Source organism: Mycobacterium sp., assembly GCF_036490025.1.
In the GTDB taxonomy this organism is placed as follows: domain Bacteria; phylum Actinomycetota; class Actinomycetes; order Mycobacteriales; family Mycobacteriaceae; genus Mycobacterium.
Window position 1 is genome coordinate 114,961 of record NZ_DASXEP010000127.1, and the last position, 19,404, is coordinate 134,364.

At 64.0% G+C, this 19,404-nt stretch carries 19 protein-coding genes; 8 read left to right on the forward strand and 11 right to left on the reverse strand.

What is annotated here, in order from left to right; genetic code table 11:
* Window positions 1–52 precede the first annotated feature (52 nt).
* On the reverse strand, window positions 53–1,306 hold the full coding sequence (locus tag VGG53_RS13930) for a cytochrome P450 (RefSeq protein ID WP_331518630.1): 1,254 nt from the start codon (window positions 1,304–1,306) through the stop codon (window positions 53–55).
* Window positions 1,307–1,471: 165 nt separating this feature from the next.
* On the opposite strand from VGG53_RS13930, the gene VGG53_RS13935 reads away from it, so the two are divergent.
* Window positions 1,472–2,119, forward strand: coding sequence for an FKBP-type peptidyl-prolyl cis-trans isomerase (locus VGG53_RS13935; RefSeq protein WP_414688965.1), 648 nt, complete (start codon window positions 1,472–1,474; stop codon window positions 2,117–2,119).
* Window positions 2,120–2,137: 18 nt separating this feature from the next.
* Here VGG53_RS13935 and VGG53_RS13940 read toward each other — a convergent pair whose 3' ends face one another.
* From VGG53_RS13940 to VGG53_RS13960, 5 genes are all read right to left on the reverse strand, one after another.
* The gene (locus VGG53_RS13940) at window positions 2,138–3,025 is read right to left on the reverse strand and encodes a transglycosylase SLT domain-containing protein (protein ID WP_331518687.1); all 888 of its coding nucleotides are present in this window, start codon (window positions 3,023–3,025) and stop codon (window positions 2,138–2,140) included.
* Window positions 3,026–3,100: 75 nt separating this feature from the next.
* Window positions 3,101–3,487 (reverse strand): DUF732 domain-containing protein, encoded by a 387-nt coding sequence (locus VGG53_RS13945; RefSeq protein WP_331518631.1) that lies wholly within the window; start codon window positions 3,485–3,487, stop codon window positions 3,101–3,103.
* Between the two features lie 36 nt (window positions 3,488–3,523).
* The gene (locus VGG53_RS13950; protein WP_331518632.1) at window positions 3,524–4,765 is read right to left on the reverse strand and encodes an osmoprotectant NAGGN system M42 family peptidase; all 1,242 of its coding nucleotides are present in this window, start codon (window positions 4,763–4,765) and stop codon (window positions 3,524–3,526) included.
* Window positions 4,766–4,879: 114 nt separating this feature from the next.
* Window positions 4,880–6,916 (reverse strand): DUF2961 domain-containing protein, encoded by a 2,037-nt coding sequence (locus VGG53_RS13955; protein ID WP_331518633.1) that lies wholly within the window; start codon window positions 6,914–6,916, stop codon window positions 4,880–4,882.
* Window positions 6,917–7,086: 170 nt separating this feature from the next.
* Complete coding sequence (locus VGG53_RS13960; RefSeq protein WP_331518634.1) at window positions 7,087–8,568, reverse strand: FAD-dependent monooxygenase; 1,482 nt, start codon at window positions 8,566–8,568, stop codon at window positions 7,087–7,089.
* A gap of 246 nt (window positions 8,569–8,814) precedes the next feature.
* Here VGG53_RS13960 and VGG53_RS13965 point away from each other — a divergent pair, with 246 nt between their 5' ends.
* The 3 genes from VGG53_RS13965 (at window position 8,815) to katG (ending at window position 12,292) form a co-directional block, all read left to right on the forward strand.
* Window positions 8,815–9,507 (forward strand): hypothetical protein, encoded by a 693-nt coding sequence (locus tag VGG53_RS13965; RefSeq protein ID WP_331518635.1) that lies wholly within the window; start codon window positions 8,815–8,817, stop codon window positions 9,505–9,507.
* A gap of 70 nt (window positions 9,508–9,577) precedes the next feature.
* Window positions 9,578–10,015: a Fur family transcriptional regulator gene (locus VGG53_RS13970; RefSeq protein WP_331518688.1), complete on the forward strand. Its 438-nt coding sequence runs from the start codon at window positions 9,578–9,580 to the stop codon at window positions 10,013–10,015.
* A 36-nt stretch (window positions 10,016–10,051) separates the two neighbouring features.
* A complete protein-coding gene (gene katG, locus VGG53_RS13975; protein WP_331518636.1) occupies window positions 10,052–12,292 on the forward strand; it encodes a catalase/peroxidase HPI in 2,241 nt (746 codons plus the stop codon).
* A 61-nt stretch (window positions 12,293–12,353) separates the two neighbouring features.
* Here the strand turns inward: katG and VGG53_RS13980 are convergent, their stop codons facing one another.
* A complete protein-coding gene (locus VGG53_RS13980) occupies window positions 12,354–12,731 on the reverse strand; it encodes an NYN domain-containing protein (protein WP_331518637.1) in 378 nt (125 codons plus the stop codon).
* Window positions 12,732–12,735: 4 nt separating this feature from the next.
* Window positions 12,736–13,383, reverse strand: coding sequence for a hypothetical protein (locus VGG53_RS13985; RefSeq protein ID WP_331518638.1), 648 nt, complete (start codon window positions 13,381–13,383; stop codon window positions 12,736–12,738).
* Between the two features lie 68 nt (window positions 13,384–13,451).
* Between VGG53_RS13985 and VGG53_RS13990 the strand changes: the two genes are divergently transcribed.
* The gene (locus VGG53_RS13990; RefSeq protein ID WP_331518639.1) at window positions 13,452–14,615 is read left to right on the forward strand and encodes a glycosyltransferase; all 1,164 of its coding nucleotides are present in this window, start codon (window positions 13,452–13,454) and stop codon (window positions 14,613–14,615) included.
* Between the two features lies 1 nt (window position 14,616).
* Here the strand turns inward: VGG53_RS13990 and VGG53_RS13995 are convergent, their stop codons facing one another.
* On the reverse strand, window positions 14,617–15,408 hold the full coding sequence (locus tag VGG53_RS13995; RefSeq protein ID WP_331518640.1) for a DUF1906 domain-containing protein: 792 nt from the start codon (window positions 15,406–15,408) through the stop codon (window positions 14,617–14,619).
* 2 nt (window positions 15,409–15,410) lie between these two features.
* On the reverse strand, window positions 15,411–16,262 hold the full coding sequence (locus VGG53_RS14000; protein ID WP_331518641.1) for an SAM-dependent methyltransferase: 852 nt from the start codon (window positions 16,260–16,262) through the stop codon (window positions 15,411–15,413).
* A 60-nt stretch (window positions 16,263–16,322) separates the two neighbouring features.
* Between VGG53_RS14000 and VGG53_RS14005 the strand changes: the two genes are divergently transcribed.
* The 3 genes from VGG53_RS14005 to VGG53_RS14015 are packed head-to-tail and all read left to right on the forward strand — an operon-like array spanning window position 16,323 to window position 19,035.
* A complete protein-coding gene (locus tag VGG53_RS14005) occupies window positions 16,323–17,363 on the forward strand; it encodes a class I SAM-dependent methyltransferase (RefSeq protein ID WP_331518642.1) in 1,041 nt (346 codons plus the stop codon).
* 12 nt (window positions 17,364–17,375) lie between these two features.
* Window positions 17,376–18,197 carry an alpha/beta hydrolase gene (locus VGG53_RS14010; RefSeq protein WP_331518643.1) on the forward strand — a complete coding sequence of 274 codons (822 nt, stop codon included), beginning with the start codon at window positions 17,376–17,378 and terminating at the stop codon, window positions 18,195–18,197.
* A gap of 28 nt (window positions 18,198–18,225) precedes the next feature.
* Window positions 18,226–19,035 (forward strand): glycoside hydrolase family 16 protein, encoded by an 810-nt coding sequence (locus VGG53_RS14015; RefSeq protein ID WP_331518644.1) that lies wholly within the window; start codon window positions 18,226–18,228, stop codon window positions 19,033–19,035.
* Window positions 19,036–19,038: 3 nt separating this feature from the next.
* Here the strand turns inward: VGG53_RS14015 and VGG53_RS14020 are convergent, their stop codons facing one another.
* Window positions 19,039–19,383, reverse strand: coding sequence for a hemophore-related protein (locus VGG53_RS14020; protein ID WP_331518645.1), 345 nt, complete (start codon window positions 19,381–19,383; stop codon window positions 19,039–19,041).
* Window positions 19,384–19,404 lie beyond the last annotated feature (21 nt).

The following is a 19,404-nucleotide window of genomic DNA, read 5'->3' on the forward strand; positions in this document are numbered from 1 at the left end:
GGCGTAACAACGTGGAATCCCGAAGGAGGATCAATGCTCACGCTACGACCTATTAGTTAGCAGCAGAGCGGGTACCGGTGTAGTCCACCTGCCAGTGCTTTATCCCATTGAGCCAGCCCGACCGCAGCCGCTCGGGCTCGCCCAGTGCCGCTAGGTCGGGCATTTCATCGGCGATCGCGTCGAACATGGCACCTATGCTCAGGCGGGCCAGGCTAGCGCCTAGACAAAAGTGCGCGCCGTTACCACCAAAACTGACGTGCGGGTTGGGGTCTCGCAGCACGTTGAATGTGAACGGGTCGGCGAAAACATCTTCGTCGAAATTCGCCGACCGGTAGAACAGCACCACCCGCTGGGCCTCGGCGATCCGCGCACCTCCGAGCTCGACGTCACGCAGCGCGGTGCGCTGAAACGCGGTGATCGGGGTGGCCCAACGGATGATCTCGTCCACCGCGGTCACCGGACGGTCCCGTTTGAACAGCTCCCACTGTTCTGGGAATTCGAGGAAGGCCATCATCCCCTGAGTGATCGAATTGCGGCTCGTCTCGTTACCGCCGACAGTCAAAGTCACCAGGAACAGCCCGAACTCCTCATCGGAAAGCTTGTGTCCGTCGACGTCGGCGCGCACCAGGGTTGTGACGATGTCATCGCCCGGATGCTCGGCCTTGTAGGCAGCCAGCTGCATGCCGTACCACATCAGCTCCCCCGCCGATGCCAACGCCTCGGACTCGGCGAACTCGGGATCCTCGTCGCCGACCATTTCGTTGGTCCAGTGGAACAGCTTGGCCTGGTCCTCCTCCGGTACCCCCAACAAACCTGTAATCGCTTGCAGCGGAAGCTCACTGGACACCTGGGTCACGAAGTCGCCAGACCCGGCCCTGACGGCGTCAGACACGATACGGCGTGCCCGGCCGGTCAGATCTGCCCTGAGCTGGCCGACCGCACGCGGGGTGAATCCGCGCGAGATGATTTTTCGCATTCGGGTGTGTTGCGGGGCGTCCATATTGATGATCGAGAACCGGCCCGCCTCGATCTGTCCACGCGCGGTGTCCCCGTCGCAATAACGGGGCACGATGCAATTGCGCGCACTTGAGAACACGTCGCTGCGTCGCGAAACCTCCCGCACGTCGCGGTGCTTGCTCACCACCCAGTAACCGCCATCGCTGAACCCGCCTACGCCGGCGCGCTGCGCGTTCCACCAGATCGGTGCCGCACGCCGCAGTTCCTGGAATTCTGCGGTCGGCAAGCGCTGCGCGTACACGTCGGGGTCGGTGAAGTCGAAACCCACGGGCAACTTCGGAGTCGACATCGAACACCCTCCTTCTGCACACTGCAATCAAAAGAGGATTACCGCACTTGGGTGCCGCAGGGGGCGACTTGCCCAAATCGAACCCCGGCTCACGTTGGCCACAGAAAGCACCATAACCGCAGGGTGTGGCGGGATCGCGGGACGCTCCGCTGTAACGTGGCGCGCGTGAATTCCTTGCGTACGTATTCTTCGGTCGCACTCGCGGTCTGCACGGCATCGGTTGTCGCGATGCTCGGCGCATGCGGCTCCGACAAGACAACTCCATCGGCAAGCTCATCCTCGGTATCGCTGGGCGCACCGGCTATCACCGAAGCCGTGTCCCCGGCGTCACCGGAACCAGCGACCCCGGCCAGCGGCTGCCCCACCCAGGCACCGGGTGACGGCGGAGCACCGGAGTGGACCTTGACTGGAGCAACCGGCAGCGTCGGGGTGACGGGCTCCACCGACACGGCCGCACCGCGGATCGCCGTGACGGCGCCGTTCAGCGTGACCGAGACCGAGGTGCACACACTGCGTCCTGGCGACGGGCCGACCGTGGCACCCACGGCCACCGTTTCTGTCTGCTACATGGGCGTCAACGGACGTGACGGTCGGGTGTTCGACAGCGCCTACGAGCGCGGCACCCCAACTCAATTCCCGCTCGACGGAGTCGTGCCAGGATTTCAGAAGGCGATCGCCGGACAAAAGGTCGGGTCCACCGTCGGTGTCGCAATGACCTCCGCGGATGGGTATCCCGACGGTCAGCCCAGCGCTGGCATTCAGAAGGGCGACACGCTGATCTTCGCGATCAAAGTCCTCAGTGCCTCGAGCTGAGCTCGACGGCTCTCTGACCTACTGCCGGTGGCTCGCGACGTAGTCGGCAGCCGGGATCGGTGACGTTGCGGCATAACCGATGGGCAGCAACACATCTCCGGCGCTGGTCCGGCAATACACGTCCCACCGGTAGTAGCCCGCGAACGCGGCGGGATCGGAACCAATCAGTGCCGCATACTGATTCACCGCGCGCACGTATTCGTTGGCGTGGTTGTACCGGTAGATGGCGTGATCACGATCGTTGGCGAAGTTATTCGCGGCGAGATAGCGGCCCGCCGCCATGATGCTGTCGTGTGGCGAATGGATATCGCCGCCCTGACCGTAAGCGGCGAACGTTGACGGCAAGAACTGCATGGGGCCTTGGGCGTCGGCGGTGCTCACGCCGTCGATGCTGCCCAGGCGGGTCTCGACGAGGTTGATCGCGGCCAGGTAGTTCCAGCTGACGCCCGTTTCGGATTCCGCTTGGTGGTAAATGCCCAAAAGCTGGTCGGCCGGAACCGGCGGCACGATGCGCCACGCGGGCAACGTGGTGCGCACCGGTGTTATCGCGGTTAGTTGTCGGCGGGCGTCGACGTTGCGGTCGTAGACGTCGAGGAGCGCTGCCGGGATGCGTGGTCGTGTCGTCGCTTCCCATTCCGGGTGTTGTCCGATGGCACGATAAGCGGCCTGCTCACGGTGCGCCGCGGCCGACAGCCCGGCTTCTGCCATCGACGGGTCACGCAGCGCGTGTTCGTCGGCCACCAGATCGTCGGCCAACTGTGCGGGATCGGGCGCCAACCGAGGTTGTGCGCCTTCGGGCGTCTTCGGCGAGGCCGCCGCCGCCACGGTCGTCGAGGGAATCGGATCCGCCGCTGCCTTCGGCGCCGCCGGCCCGGATGGTTGTGAGCACCCGGCGAGCACGATCATCGCCGCGACGAGCGCTGGGAACGCAATCACATTGCTATGGCACATCATTCACTTCCATCCGGGTTCGGCGCCTGGTTAGAACGCCCCTGGTAGTGCTGGCAACGGGAAATCGGGTGGCGGGTAATACGGTTGCGGCGCGGGTTGTGGCGGCGGCGCCGCTCCCCCGATGTGTTGGGGACAGTAAATGCTTTCCGCGATCTGGGTGAATTTCGTGGCGTCGCCGGTCGTGAATCCGGCATTCTGCTGCGTCATGCTTTTTACGACGTCAGGTTCCGAGTGGCCCTGATCCATCAGTTGGCAGGCCCGTCGGCCGATCGCGACGGCGTCGGGGCGGCTTTTGTAGGTGATACCGGCGTTGTCGAGCGCAGCCAGGAAACTTGCGTCGGGGTCCGGGTCGGCGTGCACGGGTGCGGCCAGGCCAAGCAACGCCGCCCAGCTTGCGACGACTACGCGAAGTCGCATTGCTTCATCCTCGTACAAGTCGGCACGGCAGGTGGGTCAGTCGCTCGATTCAGGTGCCACCGACGGCGGCCAGTGCGAGCCTGGCGACACATCGCCGGGCTCGCCATGTTCGCCGCGAGCCAACGGCACCCACTGCTCGGTGGGCGCCGGTTGCTTCGACGACGGGAAGTCCCGCAGCTTGCCCGATGGCTGGGCGTCCCATTTCGCGAACGTCAGTGGTGTCTGCAGCCAGGCGTGCAGCAGGTTGTATGTCGCCTCCAGGGAATCCATGTGAGTGCGTTCCCAACCATGGCTGCCATCGAGGCCAAAGCCCACCAACGCGGCCCGGGTGCCGGCACCGGCCTCGATCGCCGCCGCGGCGTCGGATCGGTAGTAGCGGAACACATCTCGCACGAACGGTATCCCTTGCTCTTCGGCGAGGCGGCACAGTCTGCGGGTGAGGTGGTAGTCGAAGGGGCCGTGCATGTCGGCCATCGGGATCGTGACGCCGTCCTCGATGGAATGCTGGCCCGGGGCGCATACGGCGTTGTCGACTGAGACGAGTTCGGCGACGTCAGCCGGCAGGCCGTCGCTTGCTCCGTGGCCGACCTCCTCGGTGATCGTGACCATGATCGTGGTGCGATGCGGCAGCACGATTTTCCGTTTGGAGAAGTTCCTCGCCAGTGCGAGCGCAACCGCGACGCCGGCTTTGCCGTCCAGGTGACGTGAAACGATGAAGCCGTCTTCGGTGAGTTCGGGGCTGGTGATCAAGCCGACGAAGTCACCCACCTTGAGGCCGAGGCCGGCAAGGTCCTCCCGCGAATGCACTTTCCGGTCGATGCGGACCTCAACGTGGTCCCAGTCGGTGGGTTGGGTGTCGATCTCGTCGCCGAAGGCATGGCCGCTGGCCTTGAGCGGCATCACGGTGCCGGTGATGAACTCGTCGGGGTCGTCGCTGAAGATTCGCACGCGGGCGCCCGTGGCGAATCGCGCCGAGAACGTTCCGATGGGGATCAGTTCGAGGCGGCCATTGTCCTTCAGGGCGCGCACCATGCAGCCGATGGTGTCGGCATGAACGACCACGGCGCGATCGGTCCTGGCCGACTTACCAGGAAGTTCAGCGATGAGCGCGCCGCGGCGGGTCAGCGAGAACGGCACACCGAAGCCATTGAAGATGTCTCCGATCAGTTGCATTACGCCGTCCGTGCGCCCAGACGGACTCGGGGTCTGCAGCAGAGCCAGCAGCGTGTCGATCATCCATACGCGGTCGGCCTCGGGCATGGCCGCGGTTTTGCCCACGGTGTCTCCCTTCAGGCAAGTCCGGAATCGCGTTCAACCTACCGGGCCAGCCTTGATCCGACCGGCCCGGGTTGCCAGGTCCCTGGTGGAGGGGAAAAAGATCCCGAGAGCCACCTATTTCTCCGTCAGCGTTTCCACGCGGTAGCGGCTGGCAGTCCAGGGTGGGGCGCTCGGGGTGGGCGTGAGTGTGATGGTGATCCGGGTTTTGCCTGCGGTGAGGGATTCGGGTACGAGGTAGGTGTCATCGAGCCAACGGTGAAATGTGTTACTGCGCGGTTGTAACCAGGTGCCGGCAACAACTCCGCCGATGGCGACGCCCGCTGATTGAAAGCCGGTTGCTTGATCCGACGTGCGGCGCACCAGGACGCCGTGATTGTCCGGGCGGATTTGGGCGTCGAATGTAATCGGTGCTTGAGCGGTGCGGACTACGCCAGCGACGGTGCGGGTGTCATCACTCCCCTCGTACGTGCTGATCAGCATCTGCTCCGCGGCGTCGGAATCGGTATAGATATGCATGATGCGACTTATCAGATCGCTGGGGTCGATTTCGTCGCTTGGTGCAATGGTGTCGTCTCGTTGGGTATAGAGGAACGCCGTTGAGCTGTAGTCGGGTAGGACCATGTTGCGCTTGCCGTGCTCAATTCCGAAGCGGATTGCGGAGTGGTAGCTGATCGCGTCGGCGAGCATGAGCCGATAGACCGCGACACAGTAGTCTGCACATCCGCCGGCCGCGGTCCGTTGGTCGGGTTGGCCGGTCAGCGGGTCGCTGAACAAGGTGCCGTTGTTGAAATACCAGCCGCCCTCGTAGAAGTCCTCGGTGCCGGTGCCGTACCACCGGGGCGACGGGGAACCGTCTGTGTAGACGCGCTCGGCTCCTTCGAGAAAGTAAGGGGCGTCATCGCTAAACGATGTTTTGGTGCGAGACCCCCTGATGGTGTGGCTGACGCCGACGAATTTCCCGTGGCCTTGTTCGTCGGCGAACAACCAGTCCTGACCGATGGTCGTCGGCCCGGCATGCGAATATGCGGTGAAGTAGCCGGCGCGGCCGCTGGCTAGCGCGGGCGCCCACTGCGGATCGGGAGCGGTCACGACATCGGCATCGATACCCACAACTGGACCGGCGGTTGCGTTGACTAGCGTGACCCGTGCTGTGCGGGCGAAAGGCATTGGCCACCAACCCGATAACGACAGCGACCCGTCGGCTTGTGGGATTGTGGCAAACATCAACGATCGCACGTCACTGGCGCCCAATCCGGCGCCGAAGAATTCGCCAAGTGGTGAGTCCACCGTGGTTCGGTCGTCAAACTCGATCCGCAGCCGTAATCCGTTGAGGACTTGATCCGATTGGTTGGGCAACCGTAGGCGCAGCGACGAAATGCTGCCTGAGCCAGTCGATTCCGCGATCGTCGAGGCACTGCCGGCGCCGAGCTCGATGACCCGATTGTGGTGCGCTGCTCTGGGTGCCGGCGGTTTGGGGTCGATGGTGCCCGCGGCGCGCAGGGTGGTGATCACGTCAAGCGCGGGATCGGAGAGCGAGAACGTCCTCACCCCTTCGGCGTTCGAAAACTGGCGATAGTCCACGTGGTAGTACTGCAAATGTGATGCGACGCTGATCCGCATCGACTGCCGATACGGCATCGGTACCTTGATGTAAACCCCCGCCGGCGATTGCGCCGCGTTGGCCACCAGTGGCCAGACGAATGGCGCGCCAAGCCCGCCGTCGACTAGCGATTGCAACGGTGCGTCCAGCACGGTCTGTCCGTCCATGTCGATGCGGATCGCGCCCATCCGAGTCACGTTGCCGCCGTCGCGGGTGAACCAGATCGAATCAACCTCGCCGGCGCCGCGATCTTCGGCGATGACGCACCCCGCACCACCGGACGCCAGACATCCGCCGCTGCCGTTTTGGTTTCCGGTGCTGATGTCGAAATCGCCGCCGCTCCGATCGAAGCTCGACAGCTGCAGAGTCTCGGTGTCTGAGGTCAGATACGGCAATCGATCCAATCGATGATAGGTATCCCAGCCCACTGCCCTTTCGCCGATTCCCCGAAGAGCTGGCTCAGCAGGCGCTGCGCCGGTGCCGGCTATCACCAATAGCAGTAGCGCGAAGGTCGCCGACAATGCCCGAACAGCCAACGATGGGTTAGCCATGGTGAAGCATCGGCACTGGTCAGGGGCAATGCCACCCGGTCCGCGTTTGAGCCCGCCGCCTCGCGTGAAACTTAGCCGCATGGACACCAGTACTTTCATCGACCGGCTCAATGAAGATCTGGGCACTGAGCACAAACCGATTGTCCAGTACATCCGGCACAGCGCAACCATTAAAGGGCCAGTTCTCCGAACCAGCGGCTGAGCGCCTCAGTCAGGCCGGCATCGGAGCCGTCCCCCACCCAGGCGACATACCCGTCGGGGCGGACCAACGCGGCAGCGGGAGCAGCGACCGTACCGAGTGCTGGAAGCTCCCACTGACCAACATATTTCGCGTCGATCTGCCGGACTCGATCGGCCCAGGCGGATATCTCGAAGCAGTCCGGCGCGCCGAAGTTGATCAGCACCGGGTGGGCATCGTGCAACGACGTGAACACACGACGCGGGCCGTCGGTGGTCACGATATCGAGATCGGGCATGCGCCGTCCGAGCAGCGGATGCCCTGGGCCGAGGTCGTAATGGATGTCCAGACCCGACATCATCGCACCGAATCGCCGACGTGGCTCGTCCATCGTCAAGAGCTCAGACATGATGTCGCGCAGTGCTTTTGTGCGGTAGTCATCCGGCTGACGCAAGAGTGCTATCTGGGCCATCGTGTTGTGCAGCACCCGCGCAGCGACCGGATGCCGTTCGGCGTGGTAGCTGTCGAGGAGGCTGTCCGGCGCCAGTTCTTTGACAACCAGGGCGAGCTTCCATCCAAGGTTCACCGAATCCTGGACGCCGGTGTTGAGGCCCTGGCCGCTCACCGGGTGGTGCACGTGCGCAGCGTCTCCTGCGAGCAGGACTCGCCTGTTGCGATAGGAAACCGCCTGGCGAGTCATGTCGGTGGCTCTGAAAATCCAGCTGGCACTGCGGATTCCGTAGTTGGTTCCATAGACAGCAACGAGTGCGTCGCCGAGGTCGTCCAGAGTGGCTTCGCTGCCGCGGTTTAGGTGCTGCTCGGTCACCATCACCCGCACCGGTCCGCCGTCCGTCGGCTCGCTGAGCGCATGCACACCGATGGCGTCGTGGCGGATACCCCACTCGGGCTCGTTGCCCGGCGTGAAAGCCATCTCGACTTCGGCGAGCAAATAGCTCAATGTCGGGTCCCACCCCGGGAAATCGATGCCTACTGATTTCCGGACCGCACTGCGCCCGCCGTCGCATCCGACCAGGTACTCGGCCCGTAGCCACCGACCGCCGGACAGCTGGACGTCCACGCCGGTGCTGTCCTGCGCGAGGCCGGTGATCTCGCGTTCGCGATGAATCGGAACGCCCAGTTCCTCGACCCAACCGGCCAGTATGCGCTCGATATCATTCTGCCACAATGCAAGTCCGTACGGGTGTCGAGTGGGGAAATCGCTGATATCCAGTCGGATCTGGGAGAACCCCGCCACCTGTGCCAGCTGCCCCGCCGCGAGGAAGCGGTCGGCGATGCCCCGTTGGTCGAGCACCTCAATGGTGCGTGAATGCAACCCGCCGGCGCGTGAGCCAATCAGATCTTGGCCGGCGCGCCGCTCGGCGATGGCAACGTCGACTCCTGCCAACGCCAACTCACCTGCCAACATCAGCCCGGTCGGTCCTCCCCCGGCGATGACTACCGCATGTTCGGACATTGCTTCGATACCCACTTGGCCCCCACAAATCGCTGAGTTCTCGCTTTGGCCAGCGATTTTGCGCCATGACCCCGGTCTTGCCGCAAGCCCCGGGGTGCGTTATAAGTTGAAGGTGAGGACGCAAATCCTCGTCCACTTCCAGCTGTTCGCGAGCTGTCACCTCGGCATGAGTGTCGAATACTGTTCTGCTGCAACGGTATACGGTAATGGCGCTGTGTCAGCGAGCGACATCGGTGCGCGTCGGCCGTGATCGCCTTCCTGTGCGCGATGCCCATGGAGCTGCGCCCGCTGCGCCGTCGACTGCGGCTTCGTAAATCCGGTTTGGGCTACATCGGCCATGTCGGTGATCAGGCGGTGATCGCGGTGGTCACCGGGATCGGCACGGTCTTGGCGCGGGACGCGACGGTGCAATTGCTCGACGCAGTCGAGGTCGGATGGGTGGTCGTTGTCGGGATCACCGGAGCTATCGACGACCACCCCCCGATCGGAGCTCTTGTGCTGCCTGAACGCGTCGTCAACGGCGCCGATGGCTCGGTGTACCGACCGGCGCCGGTGCGCGTCGGTAATCCCCGCGGGACGATGTGGACCACCGATGAGCTGCTGACGGATCCGGCGGTGCACGCCGAGCTGAGGGCGCGGGGCGTGGTTTCGCTGGACATGGAGACAGCGGCGATTGCCGAGGTGTGCGACAGGCGCGGCGTCGCCTGGTCGGTAGTACGGGCAATAAGTGACCGGGCCGGCGACGGCAGCGTGGACGCCGCGATTGCGGGCCTCACCCACCCGGACGGCACGGCCAACCTGGCGGCCGTCGCACGCTACCTGGCCAAGCGCCACGGTGCTCTCGCCCGGCTGATCCGGCTTGCCAACGACTCGAGGCTGGCGGCCGCCCGGGCAGCGGACGCCGCAATCATGGCCGTAAGCAGGTCGATTAATTCTTGACCAACTCCAAATCAGGTCTTGACTGGCTCCAGATAAGAGCGGCATATTGGGGTTCGTGTCGTCAACGTCGATGGAATACTCGGCACAGCTGCGGACGGCCGATCTGCGTGTGACCCGACCCAGGATCGCCGTGTTGGCAGCGGTCCACGATCACCCGCACGCTGACACCGAGACAATCCTGTCGGCCGTGCGGAGCGGGCTTCCCGATGTTTCCCGCCAAGCGGTATACGACGTTCTCAACGCTCTGACCGCGGTAGGCCTCGTCCGGCGGATCCAGCCATTGGGCATGGTCGCCCGTTATGAATCCCGAGTCGGTGACAACCACCACCACGTCGTATGCCGATCGTGCGGCGTCATCGCCGACATCGATTGCGCAGTCGGCGAGGCACCGTGTCTGACCCCCTCCGACGACGTCGTGCTGGACGGCTTCGTCCTCGACGAGGCCGAAGTCATCTACTGGGGCGTGTGCCCTGACTGTTCGACCGCAACGTCCGGATCACAACAGTGATCACCGCTCGTCTCACCCACCCCCGAAAGGAATGCAGTGTCCTCCGATACATCGCATAGCCGCCCACCCGAACCAGACGCCAAGTCGGCTAGCGGCAGCGAGAGCGAAAACCCCGTAATCCCCTCGCCCACCCCGAAGAGTGATGCTCCGCTGACCAATCAGGACTGGTGGCCCAACCAGATCGACGTGTCCAGGTTGCACCCGCACGCACCACAGTCCAACCCACTTGGTGAGCACTTCGACTACGCCGAAGAGTTCGCCAAACTCGACGTGAACGCGCTCAAAGCCGACCTGGTTTCATTGATGACCACGTCTCAGGACTGGTGGCCCGCCGACTACGGCCACTACGGCGGCCTGTTCATCCGGATGAGCTGGCACGCCGCGGGTACCTACCGCATTCACGACGGCCGCGGCGGCGGCGGCCAGGGCATGCAGCGCTTCGCCCCGCTCAACAGTTGGCCCGACAACGTGAGCCTGGACAAGGCGCGCCGGCTGTTGTGGCCGGTCAAAAAGAAGTACGGCAACAAGATCTCCTGGGCCGACCTGATCATCTTCGCCGGCAACGTTGCCCTTGAATCGATGGGGTTCAAGACCTTTGGCTTCGCCTTTGGTCGCGAGGACGTCTGGGAGCCCGAAGAGATCCTCTGGGGAGAAGAGGACGAATGGTTGGGCACCAACAAGCGCTACTCGGGTAAGCGGGACCTCGCCCAGCCCTACGGCGCGACCACGATGGGTCTGATCTACGTGAATCCCGAAGGCCCCGAGGGCAAGCCGGACCCGGTCGCCGCTGCGATCGACATCCGCGAGACGTTCGGCCGGATGGCGATGAACGACGAGGAAACGGCTGCACTCATCGCCGGTGGTCACAGCTTTGGCAAGACTCACGGCGCCGGTGATGCCGACCTGGTCGGTCCCGAGCCGGAGGCTGCCCCCATCGAGCAACAGGGACTCGGCTGGCAGAGCTCCTACGGCAGCGGTTCAGGCAAAGACACCATCACCAGCGGCCTGGAAGTGGTATGGACACCGACGCCGACGAAGTGGGACAACACCTTCCTGGAGACGTTGTACGGCTACGAGTGGGAGCTGACCAAGAGCCCCGCCGGGGCCTGGCAGTTCACCGCCAAGGATGGCGCGGGGGCGGGCACGATCCCCGATCCGTTCGGCGGGCCAGGGCGCGCCCCGACGATGCTGGTCACTGATATCTCGTTGCGCGAGAGCCCGATCTACCGCGACATCACGCGGCGCTGGCTCGATCACCCCGAGGAGCTGGCTGACGCCTTCGCCAAGGCCTGGTACAAGCTACTGCACCGCGACATGGGACCGGTTTCCCGGTTCTTGGGGCCCTGGATTCCCGAGCCGCAGCTGTGGCAGGACCCGGTCCCGGCGGTCGACCACAAGCTGGTCGACGAGAAGGACATCGAGGCGCTGAAGAAAAAGGTGCTTGGCAGCGGCCTGTCGGTGTCGCAACTGGTCAAGACGGCGTGGTCGGCGGCGGCGAGCTATCGCAACACCGACAAGCGTGGTGGCGCAAACGGTGGACGCCTTCGCCTCGAGCCGCAGAAGAACTGGGAGCTCAACGAGCCCTCCGAGCTGAACCAGGTGCTGTCGGCGCTGGAGAAGATCCAGCGCGACTTCAACGGCTCCGCCACCAACGGCAAGAAGATCTCGTTGGCCGACCTGATCGTGCTGGCCGGCTCTGCGGCGGTTGAGAAGGCCGCCAAAGACGCCGGATATGAGATCTCGGTGCATTTCGCGCCCGGTCGGACCGACGCCTCGCAGGAGAACACCGATGTGGAGGCGTTATCGGTGCTCGAGCCGCGGGCCGACGGGTTCCGAAACTATGCGCGGGCCGGTGAGAAGGCTCCGCTGGAGCAGCTGCTGTTGGAACGGGCGTATTTACTGGGCGTCACCGGTCCGGAGCTGACGGTGCTCGTCGGTGGCCTACGTGCACTGGGCGCCAACCACGGCGGCAGCAAGCACGGTGTCTTCACCGACAAGACGGGCGTGTTGACCAACGACTTCTTCGTCAACCTGCTCGACATGGGCACCGAGTGGAAGGCGTCGCAGACCACGGAGAACGTCTACGAGGGATACGACCGGGCGTCGGGCGCCAAGAAGTGGACGGCAACCGCTGCCGATCTGGTGTTCGGGTCGAACTCGGTACTACGTGCGCTGGTCGAGGTCTATGCACAAGACGACGCCAAGGGGAAGTTCGTCGAGGACTTCGTCGCCGCCTGGGTCAAGGTGATGAACAACGATCGGTTCGACCTCAAGTAACACCGGATCGTCCGACACAGGCTGCGCCCCGCGAGCACTGGTTCGCGGGGCGCAGTGTGCATCAAGTGGCGTTGAACGGGTCGATGAGGTTGCGGAACTTCGCCGCAGGATAGACAGCCGCGCCCGCGCTTCGGACCCGCTGCGCCAGCGTGGCATCCGAGGTCACGACGTTGATCTCGTCGGGGCGATCGTCAGCGCTGACCATGCGGACGATCTCGTCGTCAGCGGAATTGGCTGCTGCCCATGGCGCGTGGTGGATTTCGATTGCAGTGGAGTGAATCGACGTCGGATGCTCGAAGACCACAGCCACGACATGGGCTTGGGCCGTCGCCCACCGGTTTAGCTGTTCGACTAGCCGGACCCGGGCACCCTGACGGTCCTTCCACCAGCCATCCGGCCGGGTCCCGATGACGTTCATGGCGTCGACGATCCACCGCACAGCTTTATCCGTCGATCTGGCCGGAGATTCCACGTTCGATACCGGCCTGCGTTGCGGGCGGCAAGACCAGCAGGCCGTCGAGTTCTCGGCGCGCCAGGTCGTACGCCTTCTGGCGTTCTTGCGGCGTCGCTGCTAAGTCGGTCGCGACGCGTAAAAGACTTTGCGCGCGTACTATGCGCTGTTGCTCGTCTGCTGAGAAGTCGTTGCGGCGCTTGCGTTTTGCTTCCGCTTCGGCGATGTTGAACGCGGTCACATACTCTTCGACGGCGGTCAGGTACCGCGCCGCAGTGTCAGGGTCGTCGAGAAGATCCTCGGCTTTGGCCGGTCGCAGGAAGTCTGCTCGCAGCTTGGCCTTGTGGAAGGCGACCGTGAGCGGACTGCTCATATCGGTCATCAGCGGGAAGTCGAGTAGTTTTCCGTGGTCGAGCTCGTACTCGAGCCATCGGGTGTCGGTACGGTCGTGCTCCTGTACGACGCGGATGAGTGAGCGCCATCGCGCGGCCTGATTGGTGGCGGTTCTCGTTGGACCTGGATCGTGGGATTGCTCGCCTAAGGGCCTGTCGCGCGAAAACGCCTTCACCGCCGCGATGATGACGGCCGCGAGCGGCGCTACGACGAGCAGAAGCTCGACCAATCGGAACAGCAATCCCACCTCATCAGGATGCCACCCAGAACCACGCTAGACTCGTCGCCGCTGAGTTCCCTAGTGAGGTTTGGCCGATGAAATGTGTAGTGGTCAGCTACGGGAGTCGGGGCGATATCGAGCCCTGCGCCGTGGTCGGCCGGGAGCTGCTGCGCCGAGGTCACGACGTGCGCATGGCGGTCCCGCCGAACATGCTCACGTTCGTGGAGTCGGTCGGTCTCGCCGCGGTCGCCTATGGACCGGATTCCCACGCGCAATTCAATGCGCTTCCGGAATTCATGGCCCAGATGACCGATCCGTACGGCGCGCTGCCTGAGGTCATCGAACGTGTGACGCGGATCTGGGTGGACAAGGGCACGGTACTGGCATCGCTGGCAGCCGGGGCCGACCTGCTCGTAACGGGTATGAACGAGCAGCGACTCGCCGCCAATATCGCGGAGTACCACCATATTCCGTTGGTTGCGCTGCACTTCTTCCCGTCGCGGATCCAGCCGGCCGGAGTACTTGATTCAGAACTTGCCAAGCTCTCCGAAGACCCGCTACGCCGGGCGCTGGGCCTGCCGGAGGCACCGGAGCCCCGGGCGGCTCTGCTCGAGATCCAGGCGTATGACGAGCGTTGCCTTCCGGGTCAGCCTGCACAGTGGGCAGAACCGGGCAAGCCGTTCGTCGGTGCGCTCACGCTGGAGTCGCCGACGGATGCCGACGACGCGGTGCTGTCGTGGATCGCCGACGGAACTCCGCCCATTTACTTCGGCTTGGGCAGCACGCCGATCTCCCCGCCGGCCACTATCGTCGAGATGATCATTGCGGCGTGTGCGCAGTTAGATGAGCGGTTGGTGATCTGCTCGGGACCCAATGACTTGTCCGAATTCGATCATTTCGACCAGGTGAAGTTAGTCAGCGCGGTCAATCACGCGGCGATTCTGCCCGCCTGCCGAGCCGCCGTGCACCACGGAGGCGCCGGTACCACCGCCGCGGCCATGCGCGCAGGTGTACCGTCGCTGGTCTTGTCGCTCTGGCTCGATCAGCCGGTTTGGGCAGCCGCCATTCAGCAGCTGAAAATCGGCTCAGCGCAACAGTTCTCGGATGTTACCCAGCAATCATTGGTGGCGGAACTGAAGTCGATTCTCGCACCGGACTACCTCAGTCGAGCTCGCAAGATTGCTGCACAGATGATGTCGCCCCACGAAAGTGCTTCCTGTGCTGCCGATTTCGTAGAGAGTGCCGCACAAGCAAACTAGATCATCGATCGAGATCCCATTGGCCGAAATCGGCGGCGAGCACCTGGTCGACGTCCACGTTGATGCCGCCAAGGAGCGGACCGGGGTTCGATGGGCTGTTGACTATTTCCTGGTACAACACCGCGGCGGATTCGCGCTGGCCGTGTGACCAAGATCTGGTCTGCCATGCCCATCGGTGTCCTGCGGTGCCGGAGTGGCCGATCACGCCGTCGTTGATCGCCCACTGGCAAGCTTGAAAATGGCCGTAGATCCCGGTTCGCTGGGTGCCCAATACCGAGTTGATACCGCGGAACCAATTGACAGCCAAGCTGTTCCAGGTGTCGGCATTGATGTCGTCGTCGACGCTGAAGAAAATCGGGGCTGAATTGCTGCCCCCGGCCGCGGCGTGGATTCCCAGTGCGGTGTGCGCGTCGGCCACTCCGCCGTCGAAGCCGCGGGTGAAATCCGACGGCGCGTTTGGCCAGTTCGGTTTGCCGTACTGGAAATTGCTGACGATGTGCAGACCCGCTGCTCGCAACGCGTCGGCGTAGTCGCGGGTCAGGGGCTTGGCTTCAAAGTTGGCGCCCGGTCGCGACTCGGACACGTAGTTCACCACTCCGGTATAACCTGCCGATTTGATTTCGTCCGGTGGGATTCTGCGTTCCGCGAAATCGATCAGCCTGGCGTTGTCAGCCGACGCTTTGCGCCCCTCGAGCATGGCGTCCAGCGGTGCCAGGCTCAGGACAACCGCTGCCGCACCACGTTTGACGAGCTCGCGCCGCGAGACGGTCCGCTTTCCGGATGAGTCGGCCATGGTCACGCTCGACGGGTAAGGAGGGCCGTGGCGCTCCAGGGTCGTCTGCCCGGGCGGCGTGGATTCGGCTGTGGCACCCAGATGGCCGGCCGCATGAAAATCGGCAATCTGCGGAATCGGTTGGCAGCCACCATCAGCGATTCGGATTCGAGCACGCGCCAACCCAGGTCTTCGAAATAGGCCAACCCGTCCTCGGGTGCGAATATGAACGGGGCGTTCTGCCGCAGCCCGGCCATTTTATCGTTCATCAGCCTTTTCAAGCCCGGACCGGCGAAGTCGAGCATCCACCAGGCCACGTCGGGCCGGTTGATCGATGCCGAAAGTGCGTCAACGTCACGGTCTTCCAGATACATCAACAGGCCCTCGGTCAACACCAGTGCTCTTGTCGCACCGTCAAGTGCCTCATCGAAGAAAGCGGCGCGAGCCACCGGGTCGGAAAGGTCGACCGCTGCCCGGGTCAACCTGCACTGCGGTGTCTGGTCGGTGAGAAGTTGCGTCTTCTCCGCGAGTAACTGCGGAAGGTCCGCTTCGATCCAGGGAAAATCAGCCGGAAGGTCCAGTCGATACGGTCGGGTGTCCAACCCGGCGGCGAGATTCAGCACCCGGTCACAGCCGTCGGCGATCGCTTCGGCGATGGCGTCGTCGATGATCTTGGTGCGCGCGATGAGCCACCAGCCGTTGCGGCTCGTCACTGGGGTCTTCGCGACGATCGCGCGGCCTTGCTCGCCCGCGAGGCGCTCGGCCAGTGGATCTCTGAACAGCGGGTCGGCACGCGCTGATTCGGTCGCCCGGTACAGCGCGGTCCACCGGGCCGTGTCCGAAACGTGGGTGATCATGTGCCCGGCCTCTGCCATACGTTGCGTTATAGCACCTGGCCGCTGGTGGAACCGGGGTGGGTCGTGTAGAAGAATCTCATGGAGGATCCGCCGGTCAGGTCTTTCGATCCGTCCAAGCTGCGCGAAGCGGTGGCCCGCCGGTTGTATCGCCGAGCGGCAGTGACAGCACAGATCACCGTCCCCGCCGTTCCCAGCATGATCGACGAGTACGTCACGATGTGCGCCAATGTCTTTGCGGTCGCGGGCGTCGGGTACACCGCCGAACAATCCGCACAGCTGAAGACGGTGCTGGAGGCCGAGTTGGCCAAGGCCTTCACGGCGTCCTCCCGGTCGAACATCGTGATCTCGTTCCACGCTCCGTTCGGCATCACGATGAATTACCGTGTCGCAACCGAATCCGTCACGATCGGAGGTGCCTACGACGGCTGGGTCAGCACCCGCGAGGGCCCGCTGTTCGGCACCGAACCGGACGCTCGGGTATGGGCGCTGGCCGGCGAAGTGACCGATCCCCGGTCCCATCCGGTGCTCGACATCGGCGCGGGAACTGGGCGCAACGCGCTGGCCCTGGCCCGACGCGGCCACCCCGTGGACGCGGTGGAGATGAGTCCGAATTTCGCCGACATCATTCGTACGGAGGCCGAACGCGAATCTCTCGAGGTACGCGTGATGAATGGCGACGTCTTCGAGACCATGACCGGTGTCCGCCGCGACTATCAGTTGATCGTCCTGGCCGAAGTGGTTCCCGATTTTCGGACCACCAGCGAGCTGCGTGGAATATTCGAGCTCGCCGCCGATTGCCTGGCCCAGGGTGGACGGCTGGTGTTCAACTCCTTTGTGGCGCGCGCGGGTTACACGCCCGACGACTCGGCGCGGGAACTCGGTCAGCAGTGCAACACCATGATCTTCACCCGCGACGAATTAGCCACGGCCACAGCCGGATTACCGCTTGATCTCGTCGGTGATGACTCGGCATACGAGTATGAGAAAACCTATCTGCCCGACGGCGCCTGGCCGCCCACCGCTTGGTACGACGGGTGGGCCAGCGGCCTCGATGTGTTCGACCTCGAGCGTGCGGAATCCCCCATCGAGTTGCGCTGGCTCGTTTATCAGAAGGCGTAAGGTGCGATTGCCATGGCCGATGCGATCCATTTCGTCGATGCGAACGGGCTGAATTTCGGCTATCTCGAGGACGGCTCGGGGCCATTGGTACTGATGCTGCACGGGTTCCCGGACACCGCGCACACCTGGGACGATCTGCGCTCCCGGATCGCGGCCAAGGGATATCGCGCGGTCAGCCCGTTCATGCGCGGATACCACCCCACCGCGATCCCGGATCGTGACGCGGACCAAGAGACGCTGGCGCACGACGCGCTCGCGTTGATTGAGGCACTTGGCACCGACGAGGCCGTCGTGATCGGTCATGATTTTGGAGCCGCGGCCGCTTACGGCGCGGCGGCGCTGGGTCCCGATCGAGTGAGGAAGCTGTTCGCTCTGGCCATTCCCCACCCCGCCACACTCCGGCCGTCGCTGAAAAAGCTTTGGGGCGTCCGCCATTTCGCGGTCTACAAGCTACCGGGAGCCCCGAACCGATTCGCGCGCAACGACTTCGCGGCGCTGCCGGCGATCGTACGGCGATGGTCGCCGGACTGGAATCCCGACCCGCAAGAATTCGACGCGGTACGAGCGAGCTTCTCCAACCGCGCCAGTCTGAACGCGGCGTTCGGCTACTACCGAAAGCTTTCGCCGGTGCCCAGCGCCTCGTTGAAGACACGAATCACCGTGCCCACCGTCGTGTTCGCGGGGCTCGACGATCCGGTCGCGGAGCTTGCGGACTACCGGCACGCAGGCCGAATGTTCAGTGGCGACTATGTCGTCGAGGAGGTTCCGGGCGGACATTTCATGCACCGCGAGCACCCTGACGCGTTCGCGGAGCGACTCCTGACTCATCTGTGATCGTCGCCGCTGCTATCGTGCTGTGCTTATGCCCGAGATGGATCGTCGCAGCATGATGTTGATGACAGGCGTCGGCGTGCTGGCGGCCGCCGTTCCCGTCCCGCAGGCCCGGGCTTACCCGGGCCCACCGGCCGCGCCGTCGGGCGGCTACATCTTCCAAGACGACTTCGATGGCTCGTCCGGCGCAGCGCCTGACCCGGGTAAGTGGACGGTGGCCAAAGCGCGCGAGCAGATCAAAGACCCAACGCACTGGGAACTGCCCGAGAACATCGGCCAATACCGTGATGATCGCCGCAACGTCTTTCTCGACGGCAAGTCAAACCTGGTGCTCCGGGCCGTGAAAGACGGCCCCACTTTCTACAGCGGCAAAATCCAGAGCCTATGGCGCGGCGGTGTCGGCCATACCTGGGAGGCGCGGATCAAGTTCGATTGCCTCACCGCCGGCAGCTGGCCGGCCTACTGGCTGGGAAACGACGACCAAGGCGAGATCGACGTCGTCGAGTGGTACGGCAACGGCAGCTGGCCGTCGGCCACCACGGTGCACGCGAAAGCGAACGGTGGCGAATGGAAGACCCGCAACGTGGCTTTAGACAGCGGTTGGCACACGTGGCGATGCCAATGGGATGCGGCCGGCATCCGGTTCTGGAAAGACTATGTGGACGGCGCGCAACCGTACTTCGACGTTCCGGCGGACTCGCTGCCGGATTGGCCGTTCAACGGGCCCGGCTACACTGTCTATCCGGTCTTCAACCTCGCGGTTGCCGGTTCAGGCGGCGGCGATCCCGGGCCCGGAAGCTATCCAGCGCAGATGCTGGTCGACTGGATACGGGTCTGGTAGGAGTCAGAAGTTGTTGCAGGTAACAGCAACCTGGTTGATCAGCGGGATGTAGCGCTGCGCCATGTCCGGAGCGGCTGCCTGGGCCTGCTGGGCCAAGGCAACGCGCTGGGGCGGCGCAGACCCGAGGTATTGATTCAGAAAGAATTTCGCCCGACCCGAGCTGTTGAACTGCGCCGCTGCATCCGGTGACTGTTGCTGAAGCGCCTGCATCACCTGGTTGTAGTTGCAGGTTGTGTTGATCGCCGCAGGACTCAGCTCGTCAGCGGACGCGATCCCCGCGCCAGCGAGCGTCGCCAACGCCAGACCCCCGGCTGCGGCAGCCAGCTTGCTCATTGAACGCGTGACCATATGTGGGACACCTTCCGGATT

Excerpts from the sequence above, each read along its gene's own strand:
- VGG53_RS14005 (WP_331518642.1), top strand. The coding sequence starts at position 16,323 with ATGGAGGATCCGCCGGTCAGGTCTTTCGATCCGTCCAAGCTGCGCGAA.
- VGG53_RS13960 (WP_331518634.1), bottom strand. The coding sequence starts at position 8,568 with ATGTCCGAACATGCGGTAGTCATCGCCGGGGGAGGACCGACCGGGCTG.
- VGG53_RS13970 (WP_331518688.1), top strand. The coding sequence starts at position 9,578 with ATGGAATACTCGGCACAGCTGCGGACGGCCGATCTGCGTGTGACCCGA.
- VGG53_RS13995 (WP_331518640.1), bottom strand. The coding sequence starts at position 15,408 with ATGGCCGACTCATCCGGAAAGCGGACCGTCTCGCGGCGCGAGCTCGTC.
- VGG53_RS13955 (WP_331518633.1), bottom strand. The coding sequence starts at position 6,916 with ATGGCTAACCCATCGTTGGCTGTTCGGGCATTGTCGGCGACCTTCGCG.
- VGG53_RS13940 (WP_331518687.1), bottom strand. The coding sequence starts at position 3,025 with ATGATCGTGCTCGCCGGGTGCTCACAACCATCCGGGCCGGCGGCGCCG.
- VGG53_RS14010 (WP_331518643.1), top strand. The coding sequence starts at position 17,376 with ATGGCCGATGCGATCCATTTCGTCGATGCGAACGGGCTGAATTTCGGC.
- VGG53_RS14015 (WP_331518644.1), top strand. The coding sequence starts at position 18,226 with ATGCCCGAGATGGATCGTCGCAGCATGATGTTGATGACAGGCGTCGGC.
- VGG53_RS13990 (WP_331518639.1), top strand. The coding sequence starts at position 13,452 with ATGAAATGTGTAGTGGTCAGCTACGGGAGTCGGGGCGATATCGAGCCC.
- VGG53_RS13945 (WP_331518631.1), bottom strand. The coding sequence starts at position 3,487 with ATGCGACTTCGCGTAGTCGTCGCAAGCTGGGCGGCGTTGCTTGGCCTG.
- VGG53_RS14020 (WP_331518645.1), bottom strand. The coding sequence starts at position 19,383 with ATGGTCACGCGTTCAATGAGCAAGCTGGCTGCCGCAGCCGGGGGTCTG.
- VGG53_RS13930 (WP_331518630.1), bottom strand. The coding sequence starts at position 1,306 with ATGTCGACTCCGAAGTTGCCCGTGGGTTTCGACTTCACCGACCCCGAC.
- VGG53_RS14000 (WP_331518641.1), bottom strand. The coding sequence starts at position 16,262 with ATGGCAGAGGCCGGGCACATGATCACCCACGTTTCGGACACGGCCCGG.